Annotated in this window: 10 protein-coding genes and 2 pseudogenes; 9 read left to right on the top strand and 3 right to left on the bottom strand. The window is 62.1% G+C overall.

Annotated features, from left to right (window positions below; translation table 11 throughout):
• A partial coding sequence (locus tag GCT13_RS44240; RefSeq protein ID WP_152768032.1) for an IS6 family transposase occupies positions 1 to 362 on the bottom strand: 362 nt, incomplete at its 3' end.
• 36 nt (positions 363 to 398) lie between these two features.
• On the opposite strand from GCT13_RS44240, the pseudogene GCT13_RS50210 reads away from it, so the two are divergent.
• Together GCT13_RS50210 and GCT13_RS44230 are read left to right on the top strand one after the other, a co-directional pair.
• A pseudogene (locus tag GCT13_RS50210) lies at positions 399 to 494 on the top strand (oxidoreductase); the annotation flags it as partial.
• 129 nt (positions 495 to 623) lie between these two features.
• Positions 624 to 809 (top strand): site-specific integrase, encoded by a 186-nt coding sequence (locus tag GCT13_RS44230; protein WP_265335346.1) that lies wholly within the window; start codon positions 624 to 626, stop codon positions 807 to 809.
• 101 nt (positions 810 to 910) lie between these two features.
• Here the strand turns inward: GCT13_RS44230 and GCT13_RS44225 are convergent, their stop codons facing one another.
• Positions 911 to 1,522: a TetR/AcrR family transcriptional regulator gene (locus GCT13_RS44225; protein WP_227747333.1), complete on the bottom strand. Its 612-nt coding sequence runs from the start codon at positions 1,520 to 1,522 to the stop codon at positions 911 to 913.
• 262 nt (positions 1,523 to 1,784) lie between these two features.
• A complete protein-coding gene (locus GCT13_RS44220; RefSeq protein WP_152768030.1) occupies positions 1,785 to 3,248 on the bottom strand; it encodes an efflux transporter outer membrane subunit in 1,464 nt (487 codons plus the stop codon).
• A 100-nt stretch (positions 3,249 to 3,348) separates the two neighbouring features.
• Between GCT13_RS44220 and GCT13_RS44215 the strand changes: the two genes are divergently transcribed.
• The 7 genes and pseudogenes from GCT13_RS44215 to GCT13_RS44185 form a co-directional block, all read left to right on the top strand.
• A complete protein-coding gene (locus GCT13_RS44215; protein WP_152768029.1) occupies positions 3,349 to 3,966 on the top strand; it encodes a TetR/AcrR family transcriptional regulator in 618 nt (205 codons plus the stop codon).
• An 84-nt stretch (positions 3,967 to 4,050) separates the two neighbouring features.
• Positions 4,051 to 5,166 carry an efflux RND transporter periplasmic adaptor subunit gene (locus GCT13_RS44210; RefSeq protein WP_152768028.1) on the top strand — a complete coding sequence of 372 codons (1,116 nt, stop codon included), beginning with the start codon at positions 4,051 to 4,053 and terminating at the stop codon, positions 5,164 to 5,166.
• A complete protein-coding gene (locus tag GCT13_RS44205) occupies positions 5,163 to 8,303 on the top strand; it encodes an efflux RND transporter permease subunit (protein WP_321575024.1) in 3,141 nt (1,046 codons plus the stop codon). Before GCT13_RS44210 ends, GCT13_RS44205 begins: the two co-directional genes overlap by 4 nt.
• A gap of 27 nt (positions 8,304 to 8,330) precedes the next feature.
• A complete protein-coding gene (locus GCT13_RS44200; RefSeq protein WP_152768027.1) occupies positions 8,331 to 9,137 on the top strand; it encodes an oxidoreductase in 807 nt (268 codons plus the stop codon).
• 598 nt (positions 9,138 to 9,735) lie between these two features.
• The gene (locus tag GCT13_RS44195) at positions 9,736 to 11,040 is read left to right on the top strand and encodes an ATP-grasp domain-containing protein (RefSeq protein WP_152768026.1); all 1,305 of its coding nucleotides are present in this window, start codon (positions 9,736 to 9,738) and stop codon (positions 11,038 to 11,040) included.
• Positions 11,041 to 11,050: 10 nt separating this feature from the next.
• Entirely contained in the window at positions 11,051 to 13,750 is a 2,700-nt protein-coding gene (locus GCT13_RS44190) for a CoA-binding protein (RefSeq protein ID WP_321575023.1), read from the top strand.
• Positions 13,751 to 13,944: 194 nt separating this feature from the next.
• Positions 13,945 to 14,127, top strand: a pseudogene (locus tag GCT13_RS44185) (citrate-proton symporter); the annotation flags it as partial.

Below are 14,127 nucleotides of genomic sequence, written 5' to 3'. Positions count from 1 at the left end.
AAGAAGCGCTTTGCTGCAGCCTTATCGCGACGTTTCTGCAGCAGGATGTCGAGTTCGGCACCATGCTGGTCGACCGCCCGCCAGAGCAGGTAAGGCTCACCGCGCAACGTAACGAAAACTTCATCAAGATGCCATGTGCTGCCAGGTTTGCGGCGAGCAGCCTTGACGCGATGCGCGAAGTCCGCGCCGAATTTGTCGCACCAGCGGCCGATCGTTTCGTAACTGACGATGACACCGCGCTCGAACAGCAGTTCTTCAATATCACGCAGGCTGAGTTGGAACCGGAAGTACCACCGCATCGCGTGGCTGATGACCGTCGCCGGGAACCGGTGGCCGTGATAAAGCGATTTTGTCTTCTTCATCGCGCCATCTTACGTGACCGCCTCGCCAACGTGACAGAGCCGGTGGCGGCTCTAGCGAGCTTCCTGTTGAGCGAAGGGGCGAGTGCAATCACCGGGCAGCAAATTGTCATATGTGGCGGTGCTTCTCTTTAGGTAGGTGCCTGGACACTTCCCACTGCCCCATCGGGGCGCCGATGGCGCAACGTCGAAGATGGATAAGTGACATACCCGAATTGTCGGCTAGCGCTCACAACTAAAGTTGTATCCAAATTTCAACTAAAGTTGTGGCTAGCGCTTGCCGACCGCCTCGAATGGTCCTATGGCTGGAGCGTGCCGGCTGCCCAACGCCTGCGGCTTCTGCTGGATTTCGGCTATGCGACGGGCCTGCGCGCCAGCGAGCTGGTTGGCGCGACGCTTGCCGACATTCGTCTGGACGCCATCGAGCGCAGATACGCAGCAGTTGCGTAGCGATCGAACGGTACTGCCCGACGCTGCCTGCCATCGATGGCCGGCGTCGCCGGTAGCAATGTCAAGCGGCTGCAGAAGTGGCGGGAAGCTCAAGCCGAGCTTTACTCAGGACAATGCGCCGAAGAACATTCGATCATTCTCATGAAGATGTTGCTTAAAACCGCTTCGGCCGAAGCTTCCGGCAGCTCATTGGGCATCGTCATGGCGAAGTAGAGGACGCCATCCAGCAACGCGATGGTGGCAAGCGCGTGGTGGGCCGGAGAGCCTGACAACTGCACGTTAACGCGCTTGCTGAACTGCTCGATGAAGGACGCGATCAGGTCGCGCTTTTCCAGGCACAGGGCGTTTATGCGTTCCCGGAATTTCGCGTCACGCATTGCGTGCAGACGTGCCTCAGCCCAGATGACGTAGTGGTTGTCGTCCCGATAGCATTGTGCGTACAACGAGATGAGCTGCTTGTGCACGTCTTCTGTGGACGCGGCGTCTAGCAGCTTCTGTAATTGTTCCCGGATGTACTGGTGATTCAGGCGGAGCAGTTCGACGAACAGGTCGCTCTTGCTGTCGAAGTTCGAGTAGAACGCGCCGCGGGTATAGCCGGCCTGAGACGCGATGTCCTCCACGCTGGTCGCGGCCAGCCCTTTTCTGGCAATGCTCAAGGCCGCAGCGTCGAGCAAACGACAGCGAGTCTGTTCGCGGTGTTCTTCGCGCGTCAATCGTTTGCGTGGCATGTGAGAAGGTGTACGGCCATCTGGGATATGGGTTTCGTTGCGCTATTGGATTTGGACGTCCAGTCCTGCAATGCAAGCCGTTCGCCTATCCCATGGGTTGACATGCTGGGTGTCGACCGGGTACTTACCTCAGCGCATCCACACATGGATCACTCCCGTTGCGAAAGGAATCCTCAGCAACGGCCATGGAGCAACGACGATGGCGATATCCATGTTCCTCCTTCGGCACTATGGGTGTGTTCGATTGCTACCTGATGGCTACGGCGGCCCCGGATTCGCGGGGTTGCCAACCACCACCGAGCGCCTTGAAGGCCGCGACCGCTGCGCGTGCTGATTCCGTTTTCGCCTGCGCTCGCTCATCGGAGGCGCGTAGCAAGTTTTCATCGGCCTGCAGCACTTCGACGAGACTGACCACGCCTTTTTGATAGGCTGCAAACGACGCCGCTCGCGCGCGACCCAGCGAGTCAACGCCCTGGTTGAGCACAGCAGCCTGTTCCTCGCGCTTGACCAGTGCAGAGAAGGCGTTCTCTACGTCTTCGGTTGCATGGAGCGCGGCAAGCCGATACGCCGCCAGCATCTCGGCCTCCTGGCCCTTGGCCTGGTTGATCTGCGCATTGATGCGACCGAAGTCGAACAGACGCCAGCGCAGCCCCAGCACGCCTGCAGCCTGATTGGCGCCGCTTGTGAAAAGATTGCCACTGGCCACGGATGTCGCGCTGCCGATCAGTCCACTCAGGGAGAGCTTGGGGTAATACTCAGCGATGGCGACACCAATACGCGCATTCGATGCGGCCAGGCGCCGCTCGGCCACGATCAGGTCAGGCCGACGCCTGAGCAACTCACCCGGCGATCCGGTGGCCGCGATCTGCGGGGCGACCAGGATGTCGCCCGTTTCGACCAGCTCTGCCCGATGCGTGCCGGGCTGCGCGCCGAGCATCACATCCAGTGCGTTCATCGCCGCATCCATGCCCGCCTCGAGGACCGGGACGGAGGCCCGAACCTGGGCAAGCGCTCCCTCGGCCTGACTCACCTGGAGTTCGGCAGCCAACCCCTTGCCATACAGAAGGTTGATGGTTGAGAGCAGTTCCTGCTGCGTCTGCACCTGTCGGCGGGCAACGTTCAGACGGGCTTGCAATCCGCGCATGCTGATGTAGATGTCGGCGGTCTGCGCCGCTACAGCCAGGCGCGTGGCCGCTGCGCCCGCTTCCGAAGCCTGGTACTCGGCTAGCGCCGCTTCCCGCCCACGACGCAGGCCTCCGAACACGTCCAGTTCCCAGCTCGCGCTGAGATTTGCTTCGTAGTCTTTGCCATAGCGGTCGAAACCGGGCGTCGAGTTCAAGACTCGTCCCAAGGGCGTTTCAACGGACTGGTAGACTCTGGCCGCCTGGCCGCTGACATTACCGGAAGGCAGCAACGCGGCATTCGCTGCCCCAAGTCCTGCACGGGCTTGTGCAATGCGAGCGGATGCCTGCGCGAGGTCGAGGTTTTGCTCCAGCGCGAGCGCTACGAACCGTGTCAGCTGCGGATCGCCGAAACCCGTCCACCAGGTGGCGAGATCGGCACTGGCCGTTGCAGGCCGCTGATCGACTGCGGCCTGACCCTGGAACCGTTCCGGCATAGGTACGTCGGGCCGGACGTAATCGGGGCCGACGGCGCAGCCTGCCGAGAGACTGGCGACAATGAGTACGGCAAGGAGTTGTTTGGGCAGCATGAGCTTCTTCCGGCGAAGGAGAACAGAGCGAGTTGCTGTGACTATAATACACTTTAGTCACTTGTTGTCGATTCTTGAGAGCGGCGGTAAGCTGCGAACCATGAAAAATGCAATCACCTATCCCGTTTCGGCCCGTGGCCCGGCCGACCATGAGGTGCGCGATCAGATCGTCGCTGCCGCCACCGAGCACTTCAGCCGGTATGGCTACGAGAAAACGACCGTCTCCGATCTCGCCAAGGCCATCGGCTTTTCCAAGGCCTACATCTACAAGTTCTTCGAGTCCAAGCAGGCCATTGGCGAGATGATCTGCGCGAATTGCCTGCGCGAGATCGAAAGCGAGGTCAAAGCGGCCGTCGAAGAGGCCGACCGGCCGCCCGAGAAGCTGCGGCGGATGTTCAAGGCGATCGTGGAGGCCAGCCTTCACCTGTTCTCCCAGGACCGCAAGCTTTACGAGATTGCCGCGTCGGCCGCCACCGAGCACTGGCAGGCGACACTCGCCTATGAGGAGCGCATCCAGAAGCTGCTTCAGGACATCCTGCAGGCAGGCCGACAGAGCGGGGACTTCGAGCGCAAGACGCCTCTCGATGAAACGGCGATGGCGATCTATCTGGTCATGCGCCCCTACCTCAACCCGCTCATCCTGCAGCATAGCTTCGATTACACCGAGGAGGCGCCGGCGCAGCTGTCCGGCCTGGTCCTCCGGAGCCTTTCGCCGTGATGCGCTAGAGCGAATGTGACTATTGACTGTATTGGTCACTAGAACCATAATGAAAGCCATCATCACTTCGTCGATGGGACTTTCATGCGCTCGCGCCGCCTCGCCACCTCTACCGTCGTCTGTGCCTTGCCGTTTGCGCTGGTCGCCTGCGGCGGCAAAGCACCCTCCGATCCGCGCACCGAGGCACCACTGGTGCGTGTCGCAGTCGTTCAGGGTGCTATCCCCGCGTCACGTTCGTTTACCGGAACCGTAGCCGCCCGCGTGCAGAGCGACCTGGGGTTTCGCGTATCCGGCAAGGTGCTGGAGCGGCTGGTGGACGCCGGGCAACCCGTCAAACGCGGCCAGCCGCTCATGCGCATCGACCCTGTCGATCTGAAGCTTGCGGCACAGGCGCAGGAAGAGGCGGTTGCGGCCGCGCGAGCACGGGCGCATCAGACGGCGGAGGATGAAGCCCGCTACCGTGACCTGCGCGGCACCGGTGCGATATCGGCTTCGGCCTACGATCAGATCAAGGCGGCGGCGGATGCGGCCAAGGCCCAGCTCAGTGCGGCCGAAGCACAAGCCGACGTGGCCCGTAATGCGACCCGTTATGCGGAGCTCGTCGCGGACGGCGATGGTGTCGTCATGGAAACCCTGGCCGAACCGGGCCAGGTTGTCAGCGCGGGACAGGCCGTGGTGCGCCTGGCCCACGCCGGGCGTCGCGAGGCCGTTATCCAGTTGCCGGAAACGCTGCGCCCCGCGATCGGTTCCGTTGCACAAGCCACGCTCTTCGGCAAAGACGGCGTTGGCGTTCCGGCCACGCTCCGGCAGCTTTCGGATACGGCGGATCGCCTTACCCGTACATTTGAGGCGCGGTACGTGCTGGAAGGAGCACTGGCCAACGCCCCGTTGGGCGCCACGGTGACGATCCAGATTCCGGATGCACATGCCTCCGTGCAAGGCGGCTTGCAGGTGCCGATGGGCGCCCTGTTCGACGCGGGCAAGGGACCCGGGGTGTGGGTCATCAACGGCAAGCCTGCAAAGGTGTCCTGGCGGCCAGTTGCCATCCAGCATCTGGAGGACGATGGCGCACGCATCGCCGGTCAACTCCAGCAAGGTGACCGGGTCGTCGCGCTCGGCGCGCATCTGCTGCGCGAAGGCGAACAGGTCCGTGTGGCGGGCCAGACGGCCGCCACTTCGACCGAGGGAGTCCGTCCGTGAGCGAAGGTCGTTTCAACCTGTCGGCGCTCGCCGTGCGCGAGCGCTCCATCACCCTGTTCCTGATCTGCCTGATCTCGCTGGCCGGGCTCCTTTCGTTCTTCAAGCTGGGCCGGGCGGAAGACCCGGCCTTCACGGTCAAGGTGATGACCATCATCACCGCGTGGCCTGGGGCCACCGCGCAGGAAATGCAGGACCAGGTCGCCGAGAAGATTGAAAAGCGCATGCAGGAGCTGCGCTGGTACGACCGGACCGAGACCTACACAAGACCTGGCCTGGCGTTCACGACCTTGACGTTGCTCGACAGCACGCCGCCTTCGGAAGTGCAGGAGGAGTTCTATCAGGCCCGCAAGAAAGTCGGCGACGAAGTAACCAACCTTCCGTCTGGCGTGATCGGGCCGATCGTCAATGACGAATACGCAGACGTCACTTTTGCGCTGTTCGCGCTCAAGGCCAAAGGCGAACCGCAACGACTGCTGGTGCGCGATGCGGAGACACTGCGTCAGCGGCTGCTGCACGTACCGGGCGTGAAGAAGGTCAACATCATTGGCGAGCAGGCGGAGCGGATCTATGTCGAGTTTTCGCATGACCGTCTGGCCACGCTGGGCGTGAGTCCCCAGGACGTGTTCGCCGCGCTCAACAGCCAGAATGTCCTGACGCCGGCCGGCTCCGTCGAGACCATGGGCCCTCAGGTGCTCATTCGCGTGGACGGCGCCTTCGACGCATTGCAGAAGATCCGCGACACGCCGGTTGTGGCGCAGGGTCGCACGCTGAAGCTGTCGGACATTGCCACCGTCAGTCGTGGCTATGAAGATCCGGCGACATTCACGATCCGCAACAACGGCGAACCGGCCTTGCTGCTCGGCATCGTCATGCGCGACGGCTGGAACGGGCTCGACCTGGGCAAGGCGCTGGACAGTGAGGTGGGTGCGATCAACGCTGAACTGCCACTGGGCATGAGCCTGAGCAAGGTCACGGACCAGGCCGTCAACATCAGCTCGGCGGTCGATGAGTTCATGATCAAGTTCTTCGCTGCTTTGCTGGTGGTCATGCTGGTATGCTTCGTGAGCATGGGCTGGCGCGTGGGGGTCGTGGTCGCTGCGGCCGTGCCGCTGACGCTCGCAGCTGTCTTCATGGTGATGGCCGCGACCGGCAAGAACTTCGACCGGATCACCCTGGGCTCCCTGATCCTGGCGCTGGGTCTGCTGGTGGACGATGCCATCATCGCCATCGAAATGATGGTGGTGAAGATGGAAGAAGGCTACAGCCGCGTGGCCGCCTCCGCCTATGCCTGGAGTCACACCGCTGCGCCCATGCTGTCGGGCACGCTGGTGACGGCCGTCGGCTTCATGCCCAATGGCTTCGCCCGCTCCACCGCAGGCGAATACACCAGCAACATGTTCTGGATCGTTGGCATTGCACTGATCGCGTCCTGGGTGGTCGCCGTGGTTTTCACGCCTTACCTCGGCGCCAGGCTGCTGCCCGATTTCAAGAGGGTCGACGGTGGCCACGACGCGATCTACGACACGCCGCGCTACAACCGCTTCCGCCAGTTGCTTACGCGTGTCATCGGGCGCAAATGGCTGGTCGCCGGTTCGGTCGTGGCGCTCTTTGTCGTGGCCATCCTCGGTATGTCGGTGGTCAAGAAACAGTTCTTCCCCATCTCCGACCGTCCTGAAGTGCTGGTCGAGGTGCAAATGCCCTATGGCACGTCGATCGCCCAGACCAGCGCCGCCACGGCGAAGGTGGAAGCCTGGCTGGCCAAACAGAAGGAAGCCAGGATCGTCACTGCCTACATCGGTCAGGGCGCCCCACGATTCTATCTGGCAATGGGCCCCGAACTGCCTGATCCGTCGTTTGCGAAGATCGTCGTGCGCACGGACAGCCAGGATGAGCGCGACGCGTTGAAACAGCGGCTGCGACAAGCCATCGCCGACGGTCTCGCGTCGGAGGCGCGCGTACGCGTCACACAACTCGTATTCGGCCCGTATTCGCCGTTCCCGGTCGCCTACCGGGTCACGGGTCCGGACCCGGACAAGCTGCGCGGTATCGCGGCTGAAGTTCAGCACGTGATGGACGCGAGCCCGATGATGCGCACGGTCAACACCGACTGGGGTACGCGCACGCCTACACTGCACTTCACCTTGCAGCAGGACCGATTGCAGGCGCTGGGACTCACCTCCAGCGCCGTGGCGCAGCAGTTGCAATTCCTGCTCACCGGTATCCCTGTCACCGCAGTACGTGAGGACATTCGCACCGTGCAGGTCATTGCGCGTTCGGCCGGCGACGTCCGTCTCGATCCGGCCAGGATTGGCGACCTTTCGCTGGCGGGCGCCAACGGGCAGCGCATCCCGCTGTCACAGGTGGGCAAAGTCGACGTGCGCATGGAGGAGCCGATCATGCGCCGGCGCGACCGCATGCCCACGATCACCGTGCGGGGCGACATCGCCGATGACCTGCAGCCGCCGGATGTGTCAACGGCGATTACCAGGCAGCTTCAACCCATCATGGCCAGGCTGCCGAGCGGCTACCGAATCGAGCAGGCCGGCTCCATCGAAGAGTCAGGCAAGGCGACGGTAGCCATGTTGCCGCTCTTCCCGATCATGCTGGCGATCACCCTGCTGATCATCATCTTCCAGGTGCGCTCGATCTCCGCGATGGTCATGGTGTTCCTGACCAGTCCATTGGGGCTGATCGGCGTCGTGCCAACCCTGATTCTGTTCCGGCAGCCATTCGGCATCAATGCGCTGGTCGGCCTGATTGCGTTGTCGGGCATCCTGATGCGCAACACGCTGATTCTGATCGGGCAGATCCGCCAGAACGAACAGGCGGGGCTGGATCCCTTCAAGGCAGTCGTCGAGGCAACCGTGCAGCGGGCCCGACCGGTGATCCTGACCGCGCTGGCGGCGATCCTGGCCTTCATCCCGCTGACCCATTCGGTGTTCTGGGGAACCCTTGCTTACACGCTGATTGGCGGTACGTTTGCCGGGACGATTCTGACGCTGGTGTTCCTGCCGGCCATGTATTCCATCTGGTTCAGGATCAGGCCGGGCAGTACAGCTGATCCGCAAGGAGGCAAGCATGAACGGGCACAACCTGCGGAACAGATTTTTGAGGACTCGTCGGCCAACCAGAGATAAACAACGCCACTCTCCAAAGGAACTGCTATGTCGAATTCGATCGTTGTCGTTGTTACCGGCGTGTCATCGGGGATCGGACGTGCCACCGCAGAGAAATTTGCCAAACGGGGCTGCAAGGTATTCGGCACCGTACGCAACCCTGCCAATGCACAGCCCATACCCGGTGTTCAGTTGATCCCGATGGATGTCCGTGACGATGTTTCCGTCCAACGTGGATTCCAGACCATCATCGCTCAGGCCACGCGCATCGATGTGCTAGTCAATAGTGCAGGGGTGACCCTGCTCGGTGCGACGGAAGAAACGTCGCTTGCCGAAGCGCAGTCGCTGTTCGATACCAACGTTTTTGGAATCTTGCGCACGACACAAGCGGTGCTGCCGCACATGCGCGCGGAGGGTTCGGGAAGGATCGTCAACATCAGCTCGGTGCTGGGCTTTCTTCCGGCTCCGTACATGGGGCTCTATTCGGCCTCCAAGCATGCTGTTGAGGGAATGTCCGAAACCCTGGATCACGAGGTGCGCAAGTTCGGAGTCCGCGTGGTGCTGGTCGAGCCTTCCTATACCAGGACCAATCTGGACCTCAATGCGCCCCATGCGGCTTCAAAAATTGCGGCCTATAACGACGACCGCGCGGTCGTGTCCCGTGCAATTCAGAAAAGTGTCAATGAGGCCCCGGCACCGGATGGTGTCGCCACTACGATTGTCGATGCTGCTCTGGGTGAATGGAAAATGCGCCGCACGCCCAAAGGCGAAGCTTCCCTTCTGAGAAAATTGCGCCGCTTTATGCCAGCTGGCCCAGTCGATGCAAGCCTGCGGAAGACATTTGGGCTGGCTTGAAATCACGCGCCCAAACGTCTACTGGCCGATATTGCAATTAGTGGCCCCGAATTATGGCGTGATTTGAAATTTGAATACCAGTAGGGAAATGCTTGCGCGGCCATGCCCTCAAAGCCGCGTGGTTTGTGCATATTTACACCTCACCCGCCCCGGCAACGCCTTTGCCGCACCGGATGCGCCCTAGAGAGAGACTCATCGAGACTGTCCCTCGAGCCATCGCGATACGCATTGATAACGTTCGCGCATCAATGCTTCCAAAAATCGCACTTCTAATCTTGATCTTCTTGCGCAACCATCTGTCATCAGAAGCCCGGACAATCGGTTCAAAAGAACAGCGCGTAGGAGAAGAGCCCACGAGGGCTTGAAGCCGTTCATATCGACGCATCCGACCGCGAACCCGAGTCACGGTCGTGGCGCTGCGCACCCCGACGCATCTTTCGCACGACACACATCGCCGTGTGATTCCTACTGCCGCAAGCAAACGCTCGACGGCAATGGCTGAACTCGCACCCGCTGCGAGCGAAGCGCAGTGCTGATCACACGTCGGACGCAAAACCGCTTTCAGTTCATATCGCAACAAGATTCAGGAGACTTTTACATGCAAATTACTGGAATGCTGCACGGCGCGCGCCTGCTGCAATTTGTCGGATTTCCGGCCAGCGAAGTACTGAGCCCCGGAGCCAGCGAAGAGGAGATAAAGTCGCTGATCGATCGTCACAAGCAGATCTTTATCAAGCCCGTATTCAAGGGCGGCGTAGGCAAGAAGGGCAAGGCCGGTCTGCTCGGACGCGCGAACGACCTCAAGACTGCGCTCGCTGAGAAAGAGCGACTCTACTTCGCCGAGCATGTCGTGGGGCATGTGAGGGCCAAGGCGAACGGCGTGACGTTCGAAGCCGGTGTACCCGCCAAACACGAAGTCTACTTTTCGATCACCGATTCCACCCGCTTTCGCGCTCCCACCATGACGCTCTCGCACATGGGCGGCATGGACATCGAGGAGGTCAATCCCAAGCACGTCGCAATGGTGCCCTTCGATGCGTTGACCGGACTCAAGGCCTTCGTCGTCGCGAATGCGCTGAGCGAGATCGGCGCGCCGCGCGAAATCATTTCCCCGCTCGTGCAGCAGTTGCCGAAGCTCTGGGAACTCTTTCACGACTTCGGCATGACGACGCTCGAGTTGAATCCGATCCGCATGCGCGAGGACAGGAAGGGTCGCCTCACGCCCGTCGCCTGCGACTTCAAATGTGGATTCGATCGCGACGATCCCCGCTTCTCGCGCCTCGGTCTGCCCGCTCATTTGTTCGCCGCGGACTACTCGGACTTCGAGCAGGAGATCAATCAGCTTCGCACCCACCAGGGTCAAAGCGACGTCTACGTGATCAACGACAAGGGAACGATCCTCGCGCCCACGTTCGGCGGCGGCGCCAACTCGCTCGTCACGGAGATGTTGGGCGATGCAGCCATCATCTCGTCCGATTTCGGTGGCAATCCACCTTACGAAAAGATGAAGGAAGTGGCGCGCATCTGCTTCCGACATTGGCTGAAGCAGTCCAACGTACTGTTCATCATTGGCGGCAAGTCCAACAACACCGATATATACGAAACACTGCGGGCAATGGCCGATGCGCTGCGCGAGCACTTCAGCGAGCAGGGTCCGACGCCGCTCTACGTCGTCCTCGGGCGCGGCGGTCCGAACCTCGTGCGTGGCATGTCCGCACTGCGCGACACCTGTGATTCGCTCGGCCTGCCCTATCGCCTCTTCGGCTTCGACTCCGACATCAGCGAAGTGATCCAGTACGCACGCAAGGCCGATGCGTGGATGCAATCGGGCGGACGTGCGCAGGTCGCGGCGCGCATCGGCGCGCGCGAGGCGCACCCGCAAGCAGAAACGCACGAGGCATAAGGAGATCGACGTGGTCAAGCAAGGAAACAATCATTTCAGGTATTTCGTAGGCATCCAGTCGCTCGCAGACATCGCCACGCGCGAAGACCTCGTATGCGTACTCAACATTCTGGGTGGCGAGTCGTCGGAGGTGACGCCGGTGAGCCACGCGTTTTCGGGCGCGAACGTCGTGTTCGGCACGGCTCCCGGCAAGGGCGGACAGATGCTCGCGACACCCGTGGGCGACATCCCCGTCTACAACAACGTGCGCGAAGGCCTCGAAGCCGGGCACCGGTTCAATTGCGGCGTCGTGTACCTGCCGCCGTCGGCCGCGCGCGATGGCGTGGCCGAACTGATCCGCGTGAATCCCGATCTGCGCAAGATCTTCATCATCACGGAGAAGATCTCCGTGCACGACGCCCGCGAGATTCGCGCGATGGGTCAGCAGGCCGGCATCGACATCTTCGGTGCGAACGGGCTGGGCGTCGCGGATTCGTGGCAGCGCGTGCGCATCGGCGGTGCGCTCGGCGGCGATGATCCCGGCGCGACTTTGCGGCAGGGCTCGATCGCGATCTTTTCCAATTCGGGCGGGTTCAGCACCACCATCGCGCAATATCTGCGCATGAGCGGCTGGGGCACGTCGACCGTCGTCTCCAGCGGCAAGGACGTCTACATCCACTATGCGGCGCCGGAATTTGCATTCGCCCTCGCTAACGACGCGCGCAGCAAGGCCGCCGTGCTGTACTGCGCGCCGGGCGGCTACTACGAGGCCGACGCCACATTTACGAAACCGGTAGTCGCGTGCGTGGTGGGCCGCTGGAAGAGCCGTCTCACGCGCGCGGTCGGGCATGCGGGAGCAATGGCGGGCGGCGCAGATGATGCGCTCGCAAAGGAGCGCTGGTTCATGGAGAAGTTTGGCGTCGAGCGGCTCTTCACGCCTGACGATCCGTGCTGCTCGGCCAGGGGCGCCGTGGTGACGAATATCGCGCACATTCCGGCGGCACTCACGGCGGTGATGCGCGAGAACGCGACGATGCCCGACTTCGAGTCCGAAGGCAGCCTTGCGCTCAAGCCCTGGTTTGGTTCGGATCGGGGGCTCCAACTGCCCGACGAACTCGCCCTGCCGGTCGTGGAAGCGGTCGCGCCATACAACGAGCAGGTGGCGCGGGTAAACAGCCAGATCGGCGCGGTCCCGCCGCGCCAACCGTTGAAGGATGCCTCGGGCGCCTCGCAGATGGATGCGAGATCGCAAGTGAGCAGCCTGCACGGCGTATCGATGCTCGAAGCGGCGACGCACTCGCTCGAAGCAAACGTGTGCCTCGCGCTGTTGCATGAGTTCGGCGGAGCGAACGACGCGAAGCTCATCGACGTGGCGGTTGGCGCGGCCGTGAACCTGCATGGCACGCCGGAACTGGCGGCCGCGCAGGCCTCGCGCGAGGCGGGCAATGCGCCCAACGCGGTGCTCGCGGCTGCGGCGGCGATCATCGGGCCGAATCGTCAGCGCGCCGCGCGCGAGGCGGCAGCGCTCATCATCGACCGCTTCGCGGCAGCCAGGCTCACAGACGCGTTCGACGAGACTTTCGATGCCGATGCCGTCGATAGCACCGGCAGTGCCGTGCTCTTCTGCGATGAACCCGACCCGAAGGCGGAAGCGATGCTCGCGGGGCTCGCTGCGCGCGGCGTGAGTTCGGCAATCATCCGGTGGTTATTGTGCGGCTCGGGCCATCCGCGTTCGGAAGCAGTACTCGCGGCCATCACGACGACGCTCGCCTGGGGCCCGCTCATGCGCAAGCGCATCTCGCGCCTGACGGCGGAAAGTCTGCCGTGGTGGACGAAGCTCTTCGGCACCATGATCGGCGCCTCGGCGGACGCGTCGCGCCACGGTTCCGACGGCTTTTGCGACTTCGCCACCGAGGAGTTGCTCGGCGAACGCACCCTGACCGAGATCGCCTTCGCGGCACTCCTCAACCTGAAACCCACGGCCGATGACCTGTTCGCCTTCAAGACCCTCGTCGGCTTGTTGCTGACAAACGGACCGGGTGCAATTTCGGCACAAGGCGCAAAGGGCGCGGTATCCGCCGATGGCCCCGAGAGTCCCGAGCGCGTCCAGTTGAACAAGGCGCTGGTGGGGTTCCTCACACACACTGGCTATACGCATGGCGGCAACGGCTACGAAGGCATCGCGTTCCTCAACGAGGCGTTCCGCGGTAGCGGCCTCGATGATCCTTCCGATGCGCACCACACCGTGGACCTCGAAGCGCTCGCGCGGAGCTCCGTTGAGCGCTACGCGCAGTACAAGGCGCGCCGGAAGCATGTGGGCAGCTTGGACATTGCCAAACTTCCGGGTGTCAATCATCCCGTCTTCAAAGACAAGCCGGTGAATCACGACCCGCGCGAAGTCTTCATCGCCGATCTCTATGAAGCCCGCGGCGAGTACAACGTGTTCCATGCATATTACCGCGTGCTGGTGCAGTCGCTCTTCGACGCCGGAGTATCGCGTAACGTCTATTGCGTCAATGTCGACGCGGTGATCGCCGCGCTGCTGCTCAAGATGCTGTGGAAGCCGCTCAGGCGCGGCGAGTTCAGCGAGGCGGATCTCGAAACCGCCGCGTTCACGATCTTTCTCTATCCGCGCATGCTCGGCTGCGCCGCGGAAATCGACGATCACTTGAACCGCGGACGCAATATGGATACACGCACTGCCGCTTCCCAGTGCCACTTCGTGGCGTGACCAAAGGCCTGTGACCGCCGCTGCCGCGTGCTCGCGTTGCAAGCGCGGCGGTGTCAGCAGGCCTCGATTGATAACGAGCGGACATCAATCGTTCCGAAGATTGCACTTATCGTTTTGCCGGCCCCGGGCGAACATTGCCAAAACCACAATCGACCGGATCACCGCGTATTTTCTGGATCTCAGGAGACACCTCGATGCACCCCTCGTCTAGCGTTTCGACCGGACATTCAAAGGCCGCTGCGGTTGTCCGCGTAACGGCCGGGAATTTCCTGGAGCAGTTCGACTTCTTCCTGTTCGGCTTCTACGCCACGCAGATCGCCAACGTCTTCTTTCCCGCCGAGAGCGAGTTCGCCTCGTTGATGATGACGTTCGCGGTC

The sequence above is a fragment of the Paraburkholderia franconis genome, assembly GCF_009362735.1.
GTDB lineage: Bacteria > Pseudomonadota > Gammaproteobacteria > Burkholderiales > Burkholderiaceae > Paraburkholderia > Paraburkholderia franconis.
This window is presented reverse-complemented; position numbering and strand designations above follow the sequence as displayed.

Excerpts from the sequence above, each read along its gene's own strand:
- GCT13_RS44200 (WP_152768027.1), top strand. The coding sequence starts at position 8,331 with ATGTCGAATTCGATCGTTGTCGTTGTTACCGGCGTGTCATCGGGGATC.
- GCT13_RS44210 (WP_152768028.1), top strand. The coding sequence starts at position 4,051 with ATGCGCTCGCGCCGCCTCGCCACCTCTACCGTCGTCTGTGCCTTGCCG.
- GCT13_RS44195 (WP_152768026.1), top strand. The coding sequence starts at position 9,736 with ATGCAAATTACTGGAATGCTGCACGGCGCGCGCCTGCTGCAATTTGTC.
- GCT13_RS44220 (WP_152768030.1), bottom strand. The coding sequence starts at position 3,248 with ATGCTGCCCAAACAACTCCTTGCCGTACTCATTGTCGCCAGTCTCTCG.
- GCT13_RS44215 (WP_152768029.1), top strand. The coding sequence starts at position 3,349 with ATGAAAAATGCAATCACCTATCCCGTTTCGGCCCGTGGCCCGGCCGAC.